The sequence below is a fragment of the Alkalisalibacterium limincola genome, assembly GCF_008017755.1.
Taxonomy (GTDB): domain Bacteria; phylum Pseudomonadota; class Gammaproteobacteria; order Xanthomonadales; family Xanthomonadaceae; genus Alkalisalibacterium; species Alkalisalibacterium limincola.
On the sequence record NZ_VRTS01000002.1, the window covers coordinates 381956 to 404419 of the forward strand.

Genomic DNA, 22464 nt, shown 5'->3' on the forward strand with positions numbered 1-22464 from the left:
CGTGCGTGCCAGGGGAAAAGGAGATCGAGGCGGTCACCCCTACGTTGCGGTGCAAGGTTGCGTGCGTGAAGAGGACGTGACTATGGTGGAAGTGAGTGGCACCCCTCACGGACGGAAGCGGAGGCGCGGACGATGGCGGTGATGCATCGACACCCCGAAGGCGACCCGGTCGAGGAGGACCGGGCCGGCAGGCGGCGTGAGCTGGGGGCTTTCCTGTTCCTGACCGTGGTGCTGTTTCCCGTGCTGGCGGTATTGATCGTCTCCGGATACGGCTTCGCGGTCTGGGTGACGCAGATGATCTTCGGCCCGCCGGGGGTCTGAGCATGGTCGCGACCGCCCTTCCCAACCGCTCGCGGCGTGCCCTGCTCCGGGGGCGCGTCCGCCCCGAAGCGCGGCCGCGCCCCCCCGTGGGCGCTGGCCGAAGCGGATTTCGTTTCCACCTGCACCCGTTGCGACGCCTGCATCGACGCCTGCCCGGAGTCCATCCTTGCCCGTGGTGACGGCGGATTCCCCATCGTGGATTTCAACGCCGGGGAGTGCACGTTCTGCCAGGACTGCGTGGCCGCCTGCCGGCCACGCGCGTTGCGCCTGGACACGACCGATGCCCCGGCTGCTGTCCCCTGGTCGATCAAGGCTGCGGTCCAGGACAAGTGCCTGGCCCTGCACGGGGTGCACTGCCAGGCCTGCCGGGATGCCTGTCCGACGGGCGCGATCCGCTTCCCGCTGCGAACCGGCGTCCCGCGTCCGGTCGTGGATCCCGCCCAGTGCACCGGTTGCGGCGCCTGCGTCGCACCGTGCCCGGTCGAGGCGGTCCTCGTGCGCGAGCCGGACCAGGAAGCTCACGCGTGAGCGGCCTCCTGCACATCGCCAGTTTGCTGGTCCATCACCGGGCCGAGGCATCCACCGCGCTCGACTCCCTGATCGACACGCTGCCTGTGGCCGAGCTCGCGATGCGCGACTCCACCCGCAGCATCGTGCTGTGCGAAGGCCAGGACGAATCGCAGATCACCGATTGCATCGATGCCCTGGGCCAGGTCCAGGGCGTCATCGGCGTGAGCCTGGTGCATCACCATGCCGAAGCCGCCGAAAGCCTCATGGAGGACGTCGAAAATGACCACGCGTCGTGAGTTCATCCGCAATTCCGCTGTCGCCAGTGCCGCCGCCGCGGCGGGCATGAGCCTGCCCGCCGGCGCCCAGAACGTCCTGGTGGAACGCTCGCAGGCTGAGATGAAATGGGCCAAGGCCCCGTGCCGCTTCTGCGGCACCGGCTGCGGCGTGAACGTGGCGGTCAAGGAGGGGCGCGTGGTCGCCACCCACGGCGACGTGCACAACGAGGTCAACCGCGGGCTCAACTGCGTCAAGGGCTACTTCCTCTCCAAGATCATGTATGGCCGCGACCGCCTGACCCGGCCCCTGCTGCGCAAGGCCAACGGCGTGTACGACAAGAACGGCGAGTTCGCCGAGGTCTCCTGGGAGGAGGCGTTCGACGTGATGGCCGACCAGTTCAAGCGCGTGCTGCGCGAGAAGGGCCCCGATGGGGTCGGCATGTTCGGCTCGGGCCAGTGGACGATCTGGGAGGGCTATGCGGCCAACAAGCTGTTCAAGGGCGGCTTCCGGTCCAACAACATCGATCCCAACGCGCGTCACTGCATGGCCTCGGCGGTCATGGGCTTCATGCGCACCTTCGGCATGGACGAGCCGATGGGCGTGTACGACGACATCGAGCACGCCGACGCGTTCGTGTTGTGGGGCTCGAACATGGCCGAGATGCACCCGATCCTGTGGTCGCGGCTGGCCGACCGGCGCCTGTCCCACCCGCACGTGAAGGTGGCGGTGCTGTCGACTTTCGAGCACCGCAGTTTCGACCTGGCCGACATCCCGATGGTGTTCCGGCCCCAGACCGACCTGATCATCCTCAACTTCATCGCGAACCACATCATCCGCACCGGGCGCGTCAACCGCGAGTTCGTCGATGCGCATACCCGCTTCATGAAGGGCACCGACGACATCGGCTACGGGCTGCGGCCCGAGCATCCGCTGCAGCAGGCGGCGAAGAATGCCGACAACGCCAACTCGGGCGAGCCGATCGACTTCGATGCCTTCGCGGCATTCGTCCGGCCCTACGACCTCGACTACACCGTGCGCATGACCGGGGTGGCGCGCGGCTGGCTGGAGCAGCTCGCCGAGCTCTACGCCGACCCGGACACCAAGGTGATGAGCTTCTGGACCATGGGATTCAACCAGCACACGCGCGGCGTGTGGTGCAACAACATGGTCTACAACATCCACCTGCTGACCGGGAAGATCTCCGAGCCTGGCAACAGCCCGTTCTCGTTGACCGGCCAGCCTTCGGCCTGCGGCACCGCGCGCGAGGTCGGCACCTTCGCCCACCGCCTGCCGGCCGACATGCTGGTGACCAACCCCGAGCACCGGGCCAAGGCCGAGGAGATCTGGAAGCTGCCGCCGGGCACCATCCAGGCGCGTCCCGGTTTCCACGCCGTCGACCAGAACCGCGCGCTCAAGGACGGCAAGCTCAACGCCTACTGGGTGCAGGTCAACAACAACATGCAGGCCGCGGCGAACATCAACGACGAGGGGCTGCCGGGCTACCGCAACCCGGACAACTTCATCGTCGTCTCCGAGGCCTACCCGACCGTCACCGCACAGGCGGCCGACCTGATCCTGCCGGCGGCGATGTGGGTCGAGAAGGAAGGCGCCTACGGCAATGCCGAGCGCCGCACCCAGTTCTGGCGGCAGATGGTGCAGGCGCCGGGCGAGGCGCGTTCCGACCTGTGGCAGCTCATGGAGTTCTCCAAGCGCTTCACCACCGAGGAATGCTGGCCGGCCGAGCTGCTCGACAGTGCACCGCAGTACCGCGGCAAGACGCTGTTCGACGTGCTGTTCGCCAATGGCCAGGTCGATGCCTTCAGCACCACGGAGATTCCCGAGGACCATGCCAACAACGAGTCCACGGCCTTCGGCTTCTATGTGCAGAAGGGCCTGTTCGAGGAGTACGCGCGGTTCGGGCGCGGCAAGGGCAAGGATCTCGGCGCGTTCGACGTCTACCACCAGGTGCGCGGCCTGCGCTGGCCCGTGTTCGAGGGAAAAGAGACGTTGTGGCGCTACCGGGAAGGCCTCGACCCGTTCGTCGAGGTGGGGCGCGGCGTGCAGTTCTACGGCAACCCCGACGGCCGGGCGGTGATCTGGGCCTTGCCCTATGAGCCGCCCCACGAGGCACCGGGCGAGGAGTTCGACCTGTGGCTCACCACCGGCCGGGTGCTGGAGCACTGGCATTCGGGCTCGATGACGATGCGCGTGCCCGAGCTCTACCGCAGCTTCCCGCAGGCGCCGGTATACATGCACCCCGACGATGCAGCCGAGCGTGGGCTGCGGCGCGGCCAGACGGCGAAGCTGGTGTCGCCGCGTGGCGAGATCGTCGCCCGGGTGGAAACCCGCGGCCGAAACCGCATGCCGCGCGGGATGGTGTTCGTACCGTGGTTCGACGCGAGCGTACTGATCAACAAGCTGCTGCTCGACGCGAACGACCCGATTTCGCGGCAGACCGATTTCAAGAAGTGCGCCTGCCGCATCGAGCGTGCCTGAGGGGAAAGCCATGCGAAAGCAGACAGTCATCATGGGTATCGTGGCCGCGCTGGTCGTGGCGGTGTCGGGGAGCTGGTCGGTTCGGGCGCAGGACCCGGAGGCCACCGCCCCGGCGGCGGCACCGACCGAGTACCGGTCCATCGACGCGCTGCGGCGTGGTGCGCCATTGCAGGAGGAACCGCCCGCTGCGCCGATGGCACGGGTGCTGGACGGTGAACGGCGGCGTGAGCGCGACTGGCCGGAGATGCCGCCCACCATCCCGCACTCGATCGACGGTTACCAGGTCACCCGCAATGCGAACCGGTGCATGGTCTGCCACTCCCGCGCCGGGGCCGAGCGGTTCATGGCGCCGATGGTCAGCGTGACCCACTTCATGGACCGCGACAGCCAGGTGCTGGCCCAGGTGTCGCCACGGCGCTACTTCTGCACCCAGTGCCATGTCGTGCAGACCGACGCGCGCGTGCTGGTCGAGAACGACTTCCTGGATGTCGACACCGTCATAGACAGGGCGAGGGAGCCATGAGCAAGCGCGGCCGCATGCGTAGTTTCGTGCAGCGTGGATGGCGCACGCTGCGCTCGCCCAGCGTGCACTTCAGCCTGGGCTTCCTGACCCTGGGGGGGTTCGTCGCCGGGATCATCTTCTGGGGTGGCTTCAACACCGCGCTGGAGCTGACCAACACCGAGGAGTTCTGCATCTCCTGCCACGAGATGTACGACAACGTCTACGTGGAGCTTCGTCCGACGATCCACTACACCAACCGCTCCGGCGTGCGCGCCACCTGCCCGGACTGCCACGTGCCGCATGACTGGACCGACAAGATCGCGCGCAAGATGCAGGCGTCCAAGGAGGTCTGGGGCACGATCTTCGGCACCATCAACACGCGCGAGAAGTTCCTGGACCAGCGGCTGCGGCTGGCGCAGCACGAGTGGGCCCGGTTGAAGGCCAACGATTCGCTGGAGTGCCGCAATTGCCACAACTTCGAGTACATGGACTTCACCCGGCAGAGCCCGCGCGCGGCCGAGATCCACGATCGCTGGCTGGGCAGCGGCGAGCGGACCTGCATCGACTGCCACAAGGGCGTGGCGCATGAACTTCCCGACATGGCAGGCATCCCGCAAGGCTGATGCGGCATGAGCGGCGGCCTCGAGATCGATGACGATCCCGGTCCCTGGACGCCGGAACTGCCGTTGTGCGCGGGCTCGGCCCTGCTGGTCCACGGCGCCGGAGGCGGGGCCTGGGAGTGGCGCCGCTGGACTCCTCGCTTGCGCGCAGCAGGCTTCGCGGTCCACGAACTGGAATTGCGAGCGCGGGATGCCGGCCTGGAGGCCACGCTGTTGCAGGACTATCGGGACCAGGTGGCGGAGGCGCTGCGACAGGCCCGTCCTCCGCGCCTGCTGATCGGGGCGAGCCTGGGCGGGCTGCTGGCCTTGATGGCTGCTCCAGGGAACGCGGTGCGCGGCCTCGTGCTGGTGAACCCGGTCCCGCCGGCGCCCTGGCACCGGCAGCTGCCGCCGCGCGAGGACGCGGGTCCCATCGTGCCCTGGGGGCTACGGGCCCGCTTGGAGGGCACGCGTCGTGCGATGCCCGGAAGCGATCCGGCGTCGACCCTGCACGCCTTCCGGCGCTGGCGCGACGAGTCCGCCGAGGCCCTTCGCCAGGCCTGGTCGGGGGTGGAGGTCCAGGCGCCGGGTTGTCCGACCGTGGTGTTGTGTTCGGGGGACGACGAGGACATCCCCGCCGATGCTTCCGCCGCGATGGCCTCTGCAATGGGCTTCGACCATGTGGTGCTGCCGCGAATCGGCCACGTCGCCCCCCCTGCTGGGCGACCCGGCGCGCACCACGGTGCAGGCGGCTGTCCGCTGGGTAAACGCGATTCCGGCGTTCAGGGCCATTTAATCGGGAACCCACCAGCATCCACCTCGAGGCCCCGATCCGCGCGGCCCCGGAGGACGTTGATGAACATTCGAATCCTGGTTCTCGCATTGGCCGCCGGAGGCGTGGGCCTCACCGGCGTGCTGCCCTCCACCGCGCAAGCGCGTGGCTACCATTACGGCCCGCCCGCTCATGCGCCTGCGCATGGCTACCGCGCGCAGCACGGGCAGCGCGGGCACGAGCAGTACGACTGGGCGCAGGTGCTCCGGGTCGATCCCCTGATCGCGTGGGAGGATCGTCCCGTGCGGCGCCAGGAGTGCTGGGACGAGCCGGTCCAGGCCCGATACGAGCGTTACCCGTCGCGTCGGGGCAGCGATGCCGGGGTGGTGCTCGGCGCCATCGTGGGTGGCGTCGTGGGCAACCAGTTCGGCGGTGGCCGGGGCCGGGTGGCGACCACGGCGGCAGGCGCCGCGCTGGGCGGCGCAGTGGCGCGCGACATGCAGCGCGACCCGTACCATGCCCGCTCGCCGGGCTACGGCCAGACGGTGTACGAGGAGCGTTGCCGCAGCGTCACCGAACATGTGCGCCAGCAGCGCGTGGATGGCTACGAGGTGACCTATCGCTATGGCGGGCGCACCTACCAGACCGTCACCGACCACCATCCCGGCGACCGCCTGCAGGTGCGCGTGGACGTGGCACCGGTCTACGGCTATCGCTGAGCGCCTGCGCGCGACCGCTGCCCTGCAAGGGCCGTCCGGATGGGCGGCCCTTTTACTTGGGTCCGGACCGGCTACAGTGTCGGACTGAACTGGACGCTGGGGGAATGGCGATGCGACGTGGACTGGAACTGACGCTGGGGGCCGCGCTGGCCATGGCCATCGCACTGGGTGCTGGCAACGCGCAGGCCAACGAGGCCACCGTGCTGGTGAACGCCCACATCCATACCAGCGACCCGGAAAGGCCGTCCGCCCAGGCATTGGCCTGGGGTACCGACGGGCGCATCCTCGCCGTCGGTTCGCTGGCCCAGGTGCGGGCGGCACACCCCGGTGCGCGCGAGATCGACGCCGGTGGGCGCGCGGTGGTGCCCGGCCTGATCGATGCGCATGCCCATCTGATGAACCTGGGGCTGGCACTGATGAGCGTGGACCTCGCGGGCGCCGACAGCGTGGAGGAGGTGATCGAGCGCATGCAGGCCTTCGAGCGCGACCTTCCCGAAGGTGCGTGGCTGACGGGCAGGGGCTGGGACCAGAACCGCTGGCCGGGGCAGGCATTCCCGACGGCCGCCGACCTCGACGAGGCCTTTCCCGACCGACCCGTCTGGCTGACCCGGGTGGACGGCCATGCAGGCTGGGCCAACAGTGCGGCCCTGCGCCTGGCCGACAGCGATTTCAGCGGCGATTGGCAGCCGGAGGGCGGACGCATCCTGCGTGATGCGCAGGGCCAGGCCACCGGTGTGTTCATCGACGCGCCGCAGTTGATCGCCGCGGCGATTCCCGCGGCCGACGAGGCCCTGCTCGACGAGGCCCTCGAGCGTGCACTGGCCGAGGCGGTGCGACTGGGCCTGACCGGCGTGCACGACATGGGCGTCTCGCTGGCCGACCTGCAGCGCTACCGCGCTTTCGCCGACGCCGGGCGGCTGCCGCTGCGCGTGAATGCCTACGCCGATGGCGACAGCGATGCGCTGACCGCGCTGTGCGCGTTCGGCCCGTTGCAGCACGAGGGCGGTCGCCTGCAGATGCGAGGGGTGAAGCTCTATGGCGATGGCGCGCTCGGCAGCCGTGGCGCGGCCCTGATGGAGGACTACTCCGACGACTCCGGCAACCGCGGCCTGCTGGTGACCGCGCCGGACGCGCTGGAGTCGGCGATGGCCAAGGCCAGCCGCTGTGGCATCCAGGTGGCCACGCACGCCATCGGTGACCGGGCGAACCGGATCGCGCTCGAGCGCATGGGCCGGGTGCTGGGCGAGGACGCCGGTGACGACCACCGCTGGCGCATCGAGCATGCGCAGGTCGTGGCGCTGGGCGATATCCCGCGCTTCGCCGAGCTCGGCGTGATCGCCTCCATGCAGCCGACCCACGCGACGTCCGACATGCCCTGGGCCGAGGACCGCGTGGGCCCGCGACGCATTGCCGGCGCGTACGCATGGCGCAGCTTCCTCGACGCGGGGGTGCGCCTGGCGCTGGGCTCGGATTTCCCGGTGGAACAGGTGGACCCGCGCCTGGGACTGTTCGCGGCCGTGACGCGGCAGGATGCACAGGGCCGACCGCCGGGCGGCTGGTATCCGGAGCAGCGCCTGGGCCTGCTCGAGGCGCTGTCGGGCTTCACCGCCGATGCCGCCCACGCCGGTTTCGACGAGGGCCGGACCGGCCGGCTGGTGCCGGGGCTGGCCGCCGACTTCGTGATACTCGACCAGGATCCCGCGCAGGTCCCGGCCAGCGGGCTGCTGGAGTTGCGGGTGCACTCGACATGGGTGGATGGCGAACCCGTGTTCGAAGCAGGCGGCGGGGTCGACGGGACTTGATCCGGCGGCGAAAAGCCCCATTATTCGCGCTGCCGGGCGTTCCGGCTCCCCAGGGAACCTGACCACCATGCCGATCTACTCATTTGGATGCAGCGACTGCGGCCACGCCTTCGACCGACTGCAAAAGCTCTCCGACGCCGATCCCAGCGCCTGCCCGGCCTGTGGCAGCGAAGCGGTGAAGCGCCAGGTGACGGCGCCTTCGTTCCGTTTGGCCGGTTCGGGCTGGTATGAGACCGACTTCAAGTCCGACAAGGACAAGAAGCGCAACCTGGCCGGCGAGGCCGCGACGCCGGCTTCCGCGCCGTCCACGACGACTGCGCCGGCGACGGAAACCAAGGCCAAGCCCGCCGCGACGGCTCCGACCGCGGGCTGAGGCGGCCGGCTGCGGCCGGTCCTACAACGCCGGCGGGGTGTCGTCCTCGTCTTCGTCGGTGCCGGGCCCACGCGCCGGCTCCGCGTCCGGGATCATGTCCAGTGCCGCCGGCGTGGTGCGCAACATCGGCAGGAAGTGCCCGTCGAAGGTCGCCGCGCGACGGCGGACCAGCAGCCGCCAGGCGACCGCCACGGCCAGCAGCAGTTGCGTGATCGCGAAGAACATCCACAGGGCGTCCGGTCCGAAGCGGCCCATGGCCACGCCGGCCAGCAACGGGCTCAGGGCGGCACCAACCCCGTGCAGCAGCAGGACCGTGGAGCTGCCCTGCAGCAGATCCGACGGCTCCAGGTGGTCCATCAGGTGGGCCACGCTGACCGGATAGATCGCGAACGCCAGTCCGCCGTAGAGGAACACCACCACGTACAGCACGCCGAGGCGCTGCGCTCCGGGCTCGCCGCCGGCGAATGCCCCCACGAAGGCCACGACGGCTGCCAGGATCGCCACGGCCAGCAACGCATAGCGCCGGTCATGGCGATCCGACAGGCGTCCGATCGGCCACTGCAGCAGCATGCCGCCGAGGATGCCGATGCTCATGAACCAGGCGATCTGGCTGTCGATGAGGCCACTGCGGGTCGCGAACAGCGGGCCGAGCGCCCAGAACGCACCCATGGCCAGGCCCGAGAAGAGCGCGCCTGCGACCGCGGTGGGAACCCTGTGGTACAGGTGGAGGAGGTTGAGTCGGGGGGTGTCGTGCAGGACCGGCTGGGCCTGGCTGGTCAGCGTGACCGGGATCATCGCCGCGCACACCAGGATCGCCACCAGCGCGAACAGCAGTGCGCCGCCGTCGTCGAGTCGCAGCAGGTGCTGGCCCGCCGCCAGCGCCGCCAGCGTGACCGCCATGTACACCGCGAAGACCCGACCCCGCTCGATCGGCTCGGAGCGGGCGCTCAGCCAGCTCTCGATGACGGTGTACAGGGCGACCAGCGCGATTCCGGTGACCACGCGGAAGGCGAACCACCACGCCGGCGACACCAGAACGACGTGCATCAGTACCGCGCACGTGGCCAGCGCGGCGAAGAGGGCGAAGGCGCGGATGTGCCCGATCCTCCGGATGATGCCGGGCGCGAGGAACGTGCCGAGGAAGAAGCCGACGAAATAGCCCGACATCACGATGCCGACCACCGCGTCGCTGAAGCCTTCCCCGGAACCGCGCACCGCGAGCAGGGTGCCCAGCAGTCCGCCACCCAGCAGGAGCAGGGCGACGCCGACGAGCAGCGCGGCGATGGGGGCCAGGAAGTGCATCTGGGGGTCGCGGAAGCTAGGATGGGGTTTCACGACAAACCTATCACGGAGAAACCGCATGGCAGCCAAGCACGTCATCCTCGCGACACTGAGTCCGCTGACATTGGCCGTCCTGCTTGCCGGATGCGGCGATCAGCCCGGTCAGATGTCGCCCGAGCACGACCAGATCCGGCCGGAGGCCGACCCGGTCGAGACCGAAGCGAGCACGATGGAGACACCCGCGGCACCGGCGGACGCGTTCCTTGCGCGCATCGCCCAGCATTGCGGCCAGGCGTTCGAGGGCCGGATCATCGACAACACGCCGCCGCGCGGCGAGGATCCGCCGGCCGAGGATGCCTTCGAGGGCCGCCGACTGGTCATGCACGTGCGCGAGTGCAGCGAGGGCGAGCTGAAGGTGCCGTTCCATGTCGGCGACAACCACAGCCGCACCTGGATCCTCACCCGCACCAACGGCGGCCTGCGCCTCAAGCACGACCATCGCGTCGAGGACGGTTCCGACGACCCGCTGACGATGTACGGCGGCGAGAGCGACCGGCCGGGCACCGAGGTGCGCCAGGAGTTCCCGGTCGACCAGGAGTCGATCGACATGTTCAACGAGCAGGGCCTCGAGGTGTCGGTCACCAACACCTGGGCGATGGAGATCGAGCCTGGCGATCGCTTCCTCTATGAACTCTCCCGCCCGAGCGGCCGCATGTTCAAGGTCGAATTCGACCTGACCACCCCGGTCGACACGCCGCCGACCCCGTGGGGCTACGAATAAGCCGACCCCGGGGAAGACACCGTCGGACGGTGAGCGGCCCGATCCGCCCGTCCGGCGTGCGAGACTGCCGGTTCGACAGGCCCGCTTCGGCGGGCCTGTTTGCTTCGCCCCCCGCCGCGCCCTACCATTTTCGCCCCCGACATCCCTACCCGCGGCCCGCCACCGGCCGCCCGGAGCACCCATGCGTACCCACTACTGCGGTCTCATCGACGAGACCTGATCGGCCAGAGCGTCACCCTGTGCGGCTGGGCCGACGTCGCCCGCAACCTGGGCGGGGTGTGCTTCATCGACCTGCGCGACCACGAGGGCATCGTGCAGGTGGTGGCCGAGCCCGGCCAGGCGGTCTTCGCCCGGGCGGCCGAGGTCGGCTACGAGGACTGCGTGCGCATCACCGGCACCGTGCGGGCCCGCCACAGCGTCAACGACAAGCTGCGCTCGGGCCAGGTGGAGATCGTGGCCGAGGCCATCGAGATCCTCAACAAGGCCGACAAGCTGCCGTTCTACGCCCACGAGAATCCGGGTGAGGACATTCGCCTCAAGTACCGCTACCTCGACATCCGCCGCCCGCAGATGCAGGCGATGCTGCGCAAGCGCAGCGCGCTGGTTCGCGCGCTGCGCCAGCAGCTCGATGCGGCCGGCTTCCAGGACATCGAGACGCCGATCCTGACCAAGGCCACGCCCGAGGGCGCGCGCGACTACCTGGTGCCCTCGCGCGTGCATGGCGGCGAGTTCTTCGCACTGCCGCAGTCGCCGCAGCTGTTCAAGCAGCTGCTGATGATGGCGGGCATGGACCGCTACTACCAGATCGCGCGCTGCTTCCGCGACGAGGACCTGCGCGCGGACCGCCAGCCGGAGTTCACCCAGCTCGACATGGAGTTCGCCTTCGTCGAGGAGCGCGACGTCCAGGACTTCGTCGAGGACATGATCACCCGGGTGTTCCGCGACGTGCAGGGCGTGGAGCTGCCGACGCCGTTCCCGCGGTTGAGCTACGCCGAGGCGATGCGCCGCTTCGGTTCGGACAAGCCCGACCTGCGCATCGACCTGGAGCTGGTCGATATCGCCGACCAGGTCAAGGCGTGTGGCTTCAAGGTGTTCACCGACTGGGCCACCCACGCCGACGGCCGCGTGGTGGCGCTGCGTGCGCCCGAGGCCGGCTTCTCGCGCAAGCAGATCGACGACTATGCCGCGCATTGCGCCAAGTACGGCGCCAAGGGCCTGGCCTGGCTTCGCGTGGACGACCTGGCCAAGGGCCGCGAAGGCATCAACTCGCCGATCGCCAAGTTCCTCGACGACGCGACGCTGGATGCGATCGTCGCGGCGGTGGGGGCGGGCAATGGCGACATCGTGTTCTTCGGTGCCGGCCCGTACAAGACCGTGTGCGACTTCATGGGCGCGCTGCGCCTGAAGCTGGGCCGTGACCTGGGCCGCGTGTCTAACACCTGGGCGCCGCTGTGGGTCACCGATTTCCCGATGTTCGAGTATGACGAGGAGGCGGCCCGGTACGTCGCGCTGCACCACCCGTTCACCGCGCCGTCGATCGACGACGTCGCCGATTTGCGCGCCAACGCAAGGCTGGCGCTGAGCCGTGGCTACGACATGGTGCTCAACGGCAACGAGATCGGTGGTGGCTCGATCCGCATCCACCGTCCGGACATGCAGGCGGCGGTGTTCGAGCTGCTCGGCATCGGCGCCGAGGAGGCGCAGGCGAAGTTCGGCTTCCTGCTCGAGGCGCTGCGCTACGGGGCGCCGCCGCATGGCGGCATCGCCTTCGGCATCGACCGCATCGCCGCGCTGATGGCTGGCACCGAGTCGATCCGCGATGTCATCGCGTTCCCGAAGACCGCGTCGGCGCAGTGCCTGCTGACCGACGCGCCGTCGCCGATCGCCGAGGCGCAACTAAAGGAACTCCACGTCCGCACGATTGACTGAATGGGTGCATTACCCGACTCGCTTGTCGACTCCGCCCTGATTAGGGCCGCCCATAACTGAAGGTTTCCGGGCGTGCGCGCTCCACCAATCCGGGTGTAGTCGAACGATACGAAATGCTGCCGTAACGACTTGGGCAGCTACGTGGGTCGCTGTTACGCATGAGCGAGCCCAACCCTTCGACTGACGGGAGATTCTCCGACAGCGCACTGCAGGGCTTTCCGCTAGCGGACCGCCTGGCACGTAGGCACGCTTTTGCTGCCCCGATCGCCTGGCGTTACGCGTCCGGCCAGGTCGCCCGAGAAGTCGGCGTTCGGGGCGCTACCCACTGATGGCGAGCGCTTCGGGCGGCACACCTTGCGCCAGTTTCTCGCGCATCCATTTCGGCGCGGCCGCGCCCCGGCCACGTCTGCTTGGGGTTGTCCGGATTCCGGTACCTCACTTGAGGAAGCTTGCGGCCTGGAGAAGGTCCGAACACCTCCTCGATCGTCAGGCCTTCGGCCTGGACGGCTCTCACGAGTTCCGAGCGCACCGTCTCCGCATTCTTTCGGTGTAACTCCCGTTTACGAATCGCGATCTGCGCCTCCAGGGCCTCGAGCTCGGAGTAGGAGAGGGCATCAATCGGGAAAGGCATGGACATACCGGGTGGGGGAGGTGCTTAGAATCTAGCCGGATCCCGCCGCCCTGTGTACCCGATGCCGCTCGGGCAGCTGGCCATTGTTGAGAGAGGACTAATCTGAGCTCGCTGCTCGGCTTCTAGGTCGTCGCGCGAGTAGCCGCAGTCGACCCACAGCAGTCGGTCGCCAAATAGTCGAGTCACTCGACATCGTGCCACCAAGCAGGCCCTCGCTGAGGAGCGTTCAGGTCCAATCGCTCTCCCGGGACCGGAGTTGAAAGCCGGACACGTCAGGCTGCCGCGTCGTCGTCCGGCGGCACCAGAATGCTCGTCATCGACCCGAGCGGGTGAAAGTCCGCGACTAGCCTACGGCAAAGGACCTGACCATCGGGTTGAAGGTGGTGATGCATGGCCGTCGGGAAGTGGCGCGGGTCCAGCGGGTGAACGGCGCGAGGGTTGTGGAAGATGTCCAGCCCTTCGGACCAGGTTTCTTGGTAGTCCTCGTCGACGGCCATCGCGAAGCGAAACGGTTCGGCTGCGTTCGGATCGGGATTAAAGGCCGTTCCCGTGCGCACCATCCGCACGCGGCGCGACCCGAAACCGGCTACGTAGCCCAACCGGTTGAACTTGGGCAGGGTCGCGCTGTTGTTGAACAGCACCGCGCTGACGTGCTCGGCGCCTTCTTGGTCGAAGAAACCGGACGGGATGACTTTGTCGCCCCAGCGATGCTCGGCGACCCGCTGCGGTTCGATTACCAGCTGGCCCTGCGCGTCGTGGTGCCAATCATGGTCGTAGCCGTATAGGTAGATGCCTAGGCCCGTGCGCGCGCGATCATGGATTGCGGTGCATGGAAGTCTTGAATTGCGAACAACAGCGGCCTGCCGGCAACGTGCGGCAGCTCCCAGTACCGGCGGCGCAGCTTCGAGAACAAGGCGCTTCCGAATTTGATCGGCATGTACTGCTTGAGGTAGGCCGTCGTCTCTTCGGGCGTTTCCGGCTCCGGGGCGGGGACGATCTGGCCGCGTTTGACTGTAGGATTGACCGTCGTGACCTCGATGGCGAGCTCGCCGCGGCCGTCATTGGCCAGGAAGTCGGGCGCGGCGCCTTGATGCCTCACGACGAAGCCGTTTTCCACCAGCAACGCGAACACGTACAGCTCCAGTAACCGGGCATCGAATGCGGTGGACTGAAACTGCTCGACGTAATTGCCGTCGATGTCATCGTGCCAGCGCATCAACGCGCTGATGAGCTCTCGCGCCGGGCTGTAGCCTTCGCCTTTGCGCAAGATGGCGAAGTGCGGGTGCAGGCGATCCTGCGGCACCTGCAGAGTGAAGAAATCCACGGCCCGGGCGGGCTCATCGCCCTGGCCGCGCTCGTCCTCCAGCCTGGCCAGCAACCCCGAGGCCTGCTCGTTCAACGCGGTGATCGCGCCCTCGGACATGTCGAAGAATTCCGTGCCGTGGATCCAGCGGAAGCGCTCGACACTGTCGCGGGCGAGGAACGCCGCCTGATAGTCGCCATCGGTGACGTCGCGCAGCACTAGGCCAAGCAGTCGGCCGTCCTCCGATTCGTACCACGAATGCTCCTCGATCAACCCCATGGCCGGTCCTAGACGACAGTAGGCGGCCAAGGCATCGAAGCGCGCCAGGCTGATCGGGTGCATCGAGGAACCTCCGTGGTCGAGTTGCATGGGGGGCTGCCGAAGCGGCTGACTGCGACGCGGAGGCATGAGGCGCCGGCGCGAAGCGACGAGGGGCACGCGGCACGGCGTCTCCGAAGTACGCGCGGTGGTCGCTGCCTACAACGCGTGGACAAGCGCAAACTGCGAGATGTCTTAGTGCTCCTCCAGTTTATCGCCGAATGCCATCCAATCGGCAGCGGGGTCACGCTTCCCGTGGAGTTCCTCCGTCAGGCCTGCACGGTCGCGGCCACCGAAACAGGGGGGGTGTTGGTTATCCTGGCCGATGAGACACGTCCAACAGCAGTGCCTACGCCGTTCAAGCCTTCCCGTCTGTCACGGCAATGCCGTCTCACGACTGAAGAACACCAACCCGACCCCTGTTTTCTGTGGTGGAGTTAGGTCTTGCTGGCGCGTTGCGATGCGTGGTCCCAGATCCTCGCGAGGATCTCCATGACGTGCTTCGGATACTCACCGCTGACGTACTCGCAGGTAAGCGGATTGGCTGTATAGAAGTAGCAGCAGAACTCAACCCAGCTTTCCGTTTTCAGCGGGCCATTGATCTTGAAGACCTTGCTTGACCTAGCCTTGATGTGCGCAGGGTTCTTCATCGTCATGTTGAAGTCGGAATCCCGCCGCTGAAAGTATTCCTCTTTTGTGAAGAGCTGGATCGCTTCGTCGAAGTGCCTGAAACAATTTGCCGAGAGGTCGACCTCTGCGTGCAGGGACTCTGCTAGCAGATAGCTCGCATTACTGGAGAAGGAGGTAGCCCCTTGCCTTAAGCTTTGGCACTGAGCCGAACTTCGCCTTCCAGCGGAAACCGCTACGCGGTTCCGCAGAGCTTGGGAGTCTTGCTTTTCAATCTCTTGCCAGTTTTCATTCGCTTTGTATACTGAACGCACCGGAACTACCTGGCCTCTTGGAAGACTAAAAGCTTCCCATCGCTTCCGCGCCTCAATGAGGTATCGGCTTCTGTAACTAAAGAAATGTCCCCATGGAACTTCAAAGGATCACGTATGGAACCCGACTTCCTCGTAATTGAACCGAATGAAAAGACGAATCTGAGTGAATTGGACCTCGAGTTGCTCGCAGCCAATGGAGACGACGTAAGCGTCTTCCTCGCGGACGAGCCACTCGATGCGTGCTGGAGCATCAACGTTTTCAAAGTTTGCGTAAAAAGCGTTTCGGCCGAAAAGATCGTTGTCGTCGCGTACCTAGCCGGCAGTCGCATCCTCACCGCGACGCTCACTGCTGAAAAGCCGTGCGTCAAGGTTAAGAAATCGGCGGGCGGAGATGCGGCCAGGATCAATGCAGAGATCTGCGCCAACTTCTCGAAGAAGGAAATCAGAACAAAGGGCCGTGTCTGTGCTTCATTCGTCTGCGTCAAGTTCAACCAGAAGATTCTGTCGTGGTGAGAACTGCCTAACCCTTCGATCAGCCGGACGTGCTCCGGTAAGCGGGGCCTGCCGGTTATCTTGAAGGCTAGGCGGAAGTGTGAGGGTTTCCCCATCGCTGTTTTCGACTGGCCCGATGGGACAATCCGCGGCCAACCGCGACGATGTCTGTACGATGGGCGGCCGCGAATCAGGCACGGCTTCGCGAACCAGCTGTGATTGGCACTGTTAAGAGCTTGGATAGTGCGTTCGCCTGAAGCGCGCCGTAAGCGCGCGTTCCAGTAGCACCGGCTGGCGCCAGTGTATCCTCTGAAAGTAGGAAAGGGCACTTGGAGAAGTGTATGCTAGACGCAGCAGAAGCAGCAGCAATTGCAACACGTATCAACATGATCGAGACCAATTCTTCACCGAGAGTGGCGCATGTTGTATGCAACGTAATCGGACCAAAAATAGCTGACGCAGCAAGCCGCGGTGAGCGTGCCGTAATGGACGTAGTTGGTGATAAGGATCTGGTTAATGATGTCGTGGCTGCGCTAGCTAGCTTGGGCTACGGCGTTCAGCCGACCACACTCACAACCCTGCACATCAGCTGGTAGCGTGGCCCAACAATTCATTCGAGCCGACGGTATGGCGGGTACGAAGACTTCGATATCGTCCTCGCTGCACCACAAGCGTTCGTCTTGAGCTGCGCGGCAGAAGCGGAGATCTCCCCCGTGTTTGTCTCCCACGAGTCTATCGAGCAGCACATCCCGCTTTTTGGGGAGCACGCAGGTGCCGGCTAACTTCCGTTAGGAGCTTCCCGTCAACTCTGCCCGAGTGATCTCCTGGCCTTGAGCTTTCTGGCGGCAGTTAGCGCCTGACTCCACCGGCTGCTTTTGGCCGACAGGCGCATGTCGACCCGAAGCCGACGTCGAGAGCATTCGAATACTATTGGAGGGGGACCTCCAAGGAGACGTCAGTGCCAGGAATCAAAACAACTGACGAAGCTGCAAACTCGAGTCAGAGGCCATGAGCCTGTCAGAGCCGCTTCAGCCCGGTGGTTTTGTGCCCATCGAAGCAAAGTTGACTATTTCTGACGCACGCAGCCCCGTTGTACTGTCGCAAGGTTCTGCGAAATTGTATTTTCCTAGCGAAACGCTTACTGGAAACGGTGAAATGCTTTTGCGATTTTTGCCGGAGCCGCGATTCTGTATCGAGACCAAATTTCAGCGCGCCCAAGACAATAATTTCGAGTACGTGTTCGTGGCTGGGGCTCTCGAATCGACCATGGAATTTGTCTTCGAAGGCCAACGAATTGACGGTTTTGCAACTAGACGTCAAGTTGTCAGGCCGGCATCAATCCTGAATTCGAGCGTAAGTAGTATCGAGCTGGACTGGAGCCCCGGCGCCATGCCGTTGTATTTTGGCGATATTGATTCCCGGTCCGTTACTTCTGTCATTCTGCACCTGTTTAATTTCCCGAATTTTAGGGGAAACCAGTCTGTACACTTTGGCGCGTCGTCGTTTGGCGCGCTACTCATTCTAGAGTCTCGGGAGAGTCGCGTTTGGATTCAAGGGCTTCCGCGAGGCGCAACAGGCAGCGCATGGAGGCGAATCAAAGCTGAAGGTGGTTGCCACCTGACGCATGTTGCCAAGCTGGAGCGAAAGGACTGTGCCGCGCTTACGCTCGCTGAGTTCGAGCTTCAGCGTGAAATGCTTGCAAGCTTCCTTTCTTTTGTCAAAGGCCGGAATTACTCGTTGGCCTACAATGTCGCGCTCTGTACTGATGGTGTCACAGCATGGCGTAGTTTTGATCACCCCACCAGCGATCACGAAGTGAACACATGGTTCTCAACAGAGGATGGGAGCCAAGCAGAGATGTTGTTTCCTCTGTTCGAGAAACGATGGAATCTATCTCCCAATTGGAGAGATTGCTTAAGTACCGCTATCTACTGGTATACGCAAGCGACGACTGAAGGAAGAATGCCCAGCATTGGGGCTGCCATAATATTAACCCAGTCCGCGTTAGAGCGACTCGCCCACCATCATGCTGTTATTGATCAAAAGGTTCTTTCCGCGGAACAGTTCAATGCGTTACGTGCTTCGGATCGAATACGCATGCTGTTGTCTAGCTTAAAAATACCGATCGAAATCACGGAAGATTTGCCGGAAATCAAGCGTTTTAACGAATTAAATAGCGGTTCGAAATTTACCGATGGGCCGCACGCATTTACGTACATCCGAAATTCGCTCGTCCACCCTGTTGCCAAGCAGGAGATGGAAGATTGTTACATTGATGCTTGGAGGCTAGGTCTCTGGTATCTAGAGCTCGCAATTCTTGCGCTATGCGAATACAGCGGGAAATATGAGAATCGCATGATAGGCGAGATGAGTTTCGTGCCATGGTATAAAAAACAGAAGGCAGGGATAACTTCATGAGGTATGCTTCTCCAGATTGCTCGCTGCGGATTTTCTGTAGAAAATGAAAGGCTGGCTAAAAGTTCTCAAGAATTGGTTGTTTAACCGTCACTTGAAAATGCGTGGGGTACACCGTTCACGCAGCACTTTTAGGGGGCAAGGAGTGACTATTGACAGCATCAGCGACAAGCTCATTCAATATCTCAACACTCCAACACCATCCTATGCGGTTCTGCTGCGAGGAGACTGGGGGGTCGGCAAATCTTTCTATTGGCAAGAATTCAAGAAGAAATACCTGCCGAAGGGGAGCCATGACATAACATTTTCAGTGGCAGGGTTGGCGACCTTGGAAGAAATTGAGCGCTCGCTCTTTCTAGCCTCAATAGAAGACATGGGACCCGGGATCCTCCAAGAAACCGGCGCTGTGGTAGGAAGAGCGCTGTTGCGTTGGGTGAAGGTTGAACCTAGCGACATCAAGCTCAAGGCAGATGTCAGACCTAACAGGACGGTTATATGCATCGATGACATTGAGCGCTTTGGCGGAGACTTTAAAGTGCTGCTCGGGTTCATTGTCTCCGTGCTAGATGACGCAAACCTACACGTTGTCCTAATCGCGGATGAAAAAAGAGCGCTTACTTTAAATGGCTATCCAGAGTGCAAAGAGCGAATCATTGCTCGCTCTTATGATGTGCAGCCGGCTTTGGAATCGTTTTTTTCGAGTACAGTAAACGAGTACCGCATTGAAAGAGTCCGGGCGTGCCTTCTTGAGAAAAAATCGGAGATGATTAGTCTGTTTTTGGAAAAAGAATTGCGTAACCTCCGCACGGTGCGCGCAGTGTTGGACGAAGTCAACACCCTTCTATCACGCATGGAGTGGCCTAATAATCGGTCGATCTCTCTAAATGCACTGCTTTCGGCCATCACTTTCCATACGATAGCGGTAAGCAGGAATCCGGCTAGTGCACCTCTTGTTGCTCATATTTTTGAACAGGGGGACTTGGGGATTGCCCTGGCCTTCAGGCAAAGTTTCAATGAAACCCAAGGGGCGGATGGCGAATCGTCAGACTCTCAGCAGTCTGGAGATCTCATGCAGAGTCTAGGGTTTGATACGGAAGCCTACGGGTGGCCCGCCTCTGCGAGCTTCGCCGCATATGTCCGAGGTCAACCTTATGACGCTGATGCTTTAGCTAATGATTTCGGTCTCTTTGGAGAACCAGATAGGCAGGGTCAAACGCTACTTGAGCAGTTCCGCAGCTACCGGTCTATGAGCGAAGACGATTTCGAAAAGGCGATAGTAGAACTCCATGCTTTACTTTCAAATCGCCACTTCGAAAGGCTCCAAGACATTCTGACTGCCCACGAAATTCTCGATCATCTGTCACGTGAGAGACTGATCCCAGAGGATGCAGATTGGTGTAGAGAGACGATTTTAGACATCATTAGTCGTTGTGATCCGGCCGGGGGAATCGGAGCTGAGCTCCATATCTGGCCGGAAAAGTCCGATGCCAATCGCGATGCGGTTATTAAAGCACTTGAGGAACTTGAAGTACGAGTCCGCGCTAAAGAGGAAGAAGCGGGAAATCGTCGCCTCCAGCTGGCAATTATTGAAGGTGAGGACGAGAGTGAGTGGGAGGCTACTGCCGTTCCCTTCGTTGATGCAGAGCCAGCCGAGATATACGAACGCCTAATCAGAGCTGGAAGGCCTGCGATCCACCGCATGTCGAAATTCTATGCGCGCCGGCTCTCCGTTTCAAACATTGCCGAATACACTGAGAAGGAGGCTCCGTTTGCCGTGCAGTTGGCGCGTGTAATTGATGCCGATCTGCCCGAGGAGGGTGTATTTACTCTGGAGCAGGCAGCACTTTGCGGGCTTGCGCGCGGACTGAAGCGGTTTGTATTGACGGTTACTGAGGGGCAGTCAACACGAACCAAGAATACCGATCTCCCTTGACAGGGGTGTAGGTAGTCACTGCTAAAATGTTAGCGCCTACCAACTTCAACGCGGTCCGCAAGTGATGCGATCGCCTGTGCCCCTTGCCTGCTCTGAAGCACAGTCAAGCTCAAGATTAGGCGAGAACGACCATTTCTGGCCGAGGCTGAGTGAAAAATCTTTGCCACTTCTGGCGGCCGCGCCACAAGTACGAATCTGAGCGCCTCTGAGAATCGAGCAGCCTCAGAATCTACATACGAGCGAGTCTCGAGGCGGCGAACTGAGCGTTAAACGGCATCGTCGGAGTTTTCACACAGCCTCGGCAGCAAGCGAAAGGTTCTTCATGAGCCAGGGAGGATCAATTTCTCCATTTGCGAAATAACTAGCTCGCGCTCTTGGTCCAAAGCTTTCGAGTCTCTTGGATCGTCGCGGGTACCTGCGTGATCGTAAAAGTGACCCATCATTTCAATCGCCAAGCGAGGCGCGATCTGTCGGCCGCGATGGTCGACGAGGTGTCGGAAGTGGATCCCAGTTTGGTACTTCGGCCAGCCCTTCTGAGCGATACGTGCTCCCAGAACGAGTTCGGCCTCCACGGCCTCAAGAAGGGACCTCGAAGCAGAGTAGGCGCTAAGGTCCCAGACGAAGAGTTGATAGCTACCCCGTCGCACGGACCATTGGTACTTATAACGAGCCTTGGCTCGGAAGCCGCCGTGGAACCGGGTAGCGATCGCCGAGATTGTCTGGCCGACGTAGACGATGGTCGCGTCATTTGGTGATCCGACTAGCATGTAGATCTTTCCACATCGCTTGATCGCGTGACCCGATAACGCAGGTGATGTCGACCATTTGCCACCGTCGCTGACAGTCAGCGAGAAAACTTCGAGGTTGCTTGCTTGGAGAAGAGCCATGGCGACCGCCGCAACTTAAGTAGCCCACAGCGTATCCGACCTACTAGCGCTTTGAGTGGATGGTTGAGCTCGGAGAAAGGATTCGCGCATTGGATCGTCCAGCTTTCTGTAGACGGCCTCACCGGCCGCTCCTGGCCGTATGTCGACCTAGTGACCGCTGCCCGAGGCCGATACGAAGCGGTCGTCCCGTATGTCTACGAAAAACTGGGCGGTCCGGGGAAACCGCTTTGCGGTTCCCCCCCGAAACGGGTTCTTGTTAGGCTTACCTCCTGTACGGGTATCGGAGTAAGGCATGAGCAATCGATTTTTTGGACTTTCCAACATCTACCTGCGTGCGGCAGTCCTGATGATCGTTGCTTCCGTGGTTTTGCTGTTTGCTACGCTCGTCATTCCTGCTGTTGGCGGTCCCGCAGTCAATTACGCCTTCGCCTTCCTGCTGCTAGCAGGTGCGCTCCTGTACGTTATCGGTCGCGTCACGAGTGTTCTTCGTTCACGGGGATCGGCACAGCAGCCCCGTTAGATCCTCCTCGTCAACTCTGACCGAGCGACCTCGTGGCCTTGAGCTTCTCGGCCGCGGCGACATGCCTGATGGCACTTTTTCCCCAATAGCCCTAGACAGCGACCAAGGGCCGCTTCTGGCGACAGCCGCTGGTCCCACTCGCGCCGATTGAAGCGCTTTGTAAATGAAGTTGGTCCATCGCCTAGAGAAACTGTCGGGGGAAGGTCAGGTCCGACGGCTACGCCTGTACCGCACAACCGGGGCCGTGTCGGAGACTACAGGCGTACTGTGCCGCTGGGCCTTCTCGTGGGCCTCAGGCCGAAGAACACGAACTTCAGGTGGCGCGGCTATGCCCAAGCGGATCTCGTTGCCATCGACGTTGACCACGACGACCTCGATGTCATCTCCGACCCGGATTCTTTGACCACGACGGCGGATCAGTGAAAGCATTCTGGCCTCCTTCCTTAGAGTGGCTTGCATACGGCGTTGAGTCTCGGCCCCGGGAGTGATGATATGCGAACAGTAGACGTGTCCGACGTCCGCCGGTTCTGCGGGTAGGAGCGTGATCGGTGCAGACGGCAGCGGCTGGTCTGATTCAAAGGACTCGGCGCTGCTTATGGTCCTTCTCGAACGGCGTCGAGGAACGATTCACACCGCGTAGCTATACTGACCGACTGACCCGCG

20 protein-coding genes and 1 pseudogene are annotated in these 22464 nt (G+C 63.4%); 15 read left to right on the plus strand and 6 right to left on the minus strand.

The window, feature by feature from the left end; all coding sequences use genetic code 11:
- Window positions 1–141 precede the first annotated feature (141 nt).
- The 9 genes from napE to FU658_RS04815 all read left to right on the plus strand — a co-directional run bounded on the left by napE (window position 142) and on the right by FU658_RS04815 (window position 8370).
- Entirely contained in the window at window positions 142–321 is a 180-nt protein-coding gene (gene napE / locus FU658_RS04775; RefSeq protein WP_147891018.1) for a periplasmic nitrate reductase, NapE protein, read from the plus strand.
- Window positions 322–357: 36 nt separating this feature from the next.
- Window positions 358–849 (plus strand): ferredoxin-type protein NapF, encoded by a 492-nt coding sequence (gene napF / locus FU658_RS04780; RefSeq protein ID WP_147891019.1) that lies wholly within the window; start codon window positions 358–360, stop codon window positions 847–849.
- On the plus strand, window positions 846–1127 hold the full coding sequence (locus tag FU658_RS04785) for a chaperone NapD (RefSeq protein ID WP_187265920.1): 282 nt from the start codon (window positions 846–848) through the stop codon (window positions 1125–1127). Before napF ends, FU658_RS04785 begins: the two co-directional genes overlap by 4 nt.
- The gene (gene napA, locus FU658_RS04790; RefSeq protein WP_147891021.1) at window positions 1111–3603 is read left to right on the plus strand and encodes a periplasmic nitrate reductase subunit alpha; all 2493 of its coding nucleotides are present in this window, start codon (window positions 1111–1113) and stop codon (window positions 3601–3603) included. Before FU658_RS04785 ends, napA begins: the two co-directional genes overlap by 17 nt.
- Before the next feature lie 10 nt (window positions 3604–3613).
- Window positions 3614–4126: a nitrate reductase cytochrome c-type subunit gene (locus FU658_RS04795; protein WP_147891022.1), complete on the plus strand. Its 513-nt coding sequence runs from the start codon at window positions 3614–3616 to the stop codon at window positions 4124–4126.
- Window positions 4123–4728 carry a cytochrome c3 family protein gene (locus FU658_RS04800; RefSeq protein WP_222708353.1) on the plus strand — a complete coding sequence of 202 codons (606 nt, stop codon included), beginning with the start codon at window positions 4123–4125 and terminating at the stop codon, window positions 4726–4728. Before FU658_RS04795 ends, FU658_RS04800 begins: the two co-directional genes overlap by 4 nt.
- Window positions 4729–4734: 6 nt before the next feature.
- On the plus strand, window positions 4735–6195 hold the full coding sequence (locus FU658_RS04805) for an alpha/beta fold hydrolase (RefSeq protein ID WP_147891023.1): 1461 nt from the start codon (window positions 4735–4737) through the stop codon (window positions 6193–6195).
- A gap of 104 nt (window positions 6196–6299) precedes the next feature.
- Window positions 6300–7997 (plus strand): amidohydrolase, encoded by a 1698-nt coding sequence (locus FU658_RS04810; RefSeq protein ID WP_255505414.1) that lies wholly within the window; start codon window positions 6300–6302, stop codon window positions 7995–7997.
- A gap of 67 nt (window positions 7998–8064) precedes the next feature.
- The gene (locus FU658_RS04815; RefSeq protein WP_147891024.1) at window positions 8065–8370 is read left to right on the plus strand and encodes an FmdB family zinc ribbon protein; all 306 of its coding nucleotides are present in this window, start codon (window positions 8065–8067) and stop codon (window positions 8368–8370) included.
- Window positions 8371–8391: 21 nt separating this feature from the next.
- On the opposite strand, the gene FU658_RS04820 is transcribed toward FU658_RS04815, so the two are convergent.
- Complete coding sequence (locus FU658_RS04820; protein WP_147891098.1) at window positions 8392–9663, minus strand: MFS transporter; 1272 nt, start codon at window positions 9661–9663, stop codon at window positions 8392–8394.
- Window positions 9664–9880: 217 nt separating this feature from the next.
- Between FU658_RS04820 and FU658_RS04825 the strand changes: the two genes are divergently transcribed.
- Together FU658_RS04825 and aspS are read left to right on the plus strand one after the other, a co-directional pair.
- Window positions 9881–10432 carry a hypothetical protein gene (locus FU658_RS04825; protein ID WP_255505430.1) on the plus strand — a complete coding sequence of 184 codons (552 nt, stop codon included), beginning with the start codon at window positions 9881–9883 and terminating at the stop codon, window positions 10430–10432.
- Between the two features lie 181 nt (window positions 10433–10613).
- Window positions 10614–12361: pseudogene (gene aspS / locus FU658_RS04830) on the plus strand (aspartate--tRNA ligase).
- Between the two features lie 903 nt (window positions 12362–13264).
- Here aspS and FU658_RS15090 read toward each other — a convergent pair.
- From FU658_RS15090 to FU658_RS14330, 3 genes are all read right to left on the minus strand, one after another.
- Window positions 13265–13633, minus strand: a complete 369-nt coding sequence (locus FU658_RS15090) for a hypothetical protein (RefSeq protein WP_255505415.1) — start codon at window positions 13631–13633, stop codon at window positions 13265–13267.
- A 152-nt stretch (window positions 13634–13785) separates the two neighbouring features.
- The gene (locus tag FU658_RS15095) at window positions 13786–14637 is read right to left on the minus strand and encodes a hypothetical protein (RefSeq protein ID WP_255505416.1); all 852 of its coding nucleotides are present in this window, start codon (window positions 14635–14637) and stop codon (window positions 13786–13788) included.
- Window positions 14638–15050: 413 nt separating this feature from the next.
- Window positions 15051–15554, minus strand: coding sequence for a hypothetical protein (locus FU658_RS14330; protein WP_187265922.1), 504 nt, complete (start codon window positions 15552–15554; stop codon window positions 15051–15053).
- Between the two features lie 114 nt (window positions 15555–15668).
- Here FU658_RS14330 and FU658_RS04850 point away from each other — a divergent pair, with 114 nt between their 5' ends.
- The 3 genes from FU658_RS04850 to FU658_RS04860 all read left to right on the plus strand — a co-directional run bounded on the left by FU658_RS04850 (window position 15669) and on the right by FU658_RS04860 (window position 20394).
- Complete coding sequence (locus tag FU658_RS04850; protein WP_147891026.1) at window positions 15669–16067, plus strand: hypothetical protein; 399 nt, start codon at window positions 15669–15671, stop codon at window positions 16065–16067.
- A 987-nt stretch (window positions 16068–17054) separates the two neighbouring features.
- Window positions 17055–18464, plus strand: a complete 1410-nt coding sequence (locus FU658_RS04855) for a YopA family protein (RefSeq protein ID WP_147891027.1) — start codon at window positions 17055–17057, stop codon at window positions 18462–18464.
- Between the two features lie 43 nt (window positions 18465–18507).
- Entirely contained in the window at window positions 18508–20394 is a 1887-nt protein-coding gene (locus FU658_RS04860) for a P-loop NTPase fold protein (RefSeq protein ID WP_147891028.1), read from the plus strand.
- Between the two features lie 320 nt (window positions 20395–20714).
- On the opposite strand, the gene FU658_RS04865 is transcribed toward FU658_RS04860, so the two are convergent.
- Window positions 20715–21281, minus strand: a complete 567-nt coding sequence (locus tag FU658_RS04865; RefSeq protein WP_147891029.1) for a hypothetical protein — start codon at window positions 21279–21281, stop codon at window positions 20715–20717.
- 292 nt (window positions 21282–21573) lie between these two features.
- Here FU658_RS04865 and FU658_RS04870 point away from each other — a divergent pair, with 292 nt between their 5' ends.
- On the plus strand, window positions 21574–21801 hold the full coding sequence (locus FU658_RS04870) for a hypothetical protein (protein WP_147891030.1): 228 nt from the start codon (window positions 21574–21576) through the stop codon (window positions 21799–21801).
- A 204-nt stretch (window positions 21802–22005) separates the two neighbouring features.
- On the opposite strand, the gene FU658_RS15950 is transcribed toward FU658_RS04870, so the two are convergent.
- Entirely contained in the window at window positions 22006–22260 is a 255-nt protein-coding gene (locus FU658_RS15950; protein ID WP_147891031.1) for a carbon storage regulator, read from the minus strand.
- Window positions 22261–22464: the final 204 nt, after the last annotated feature.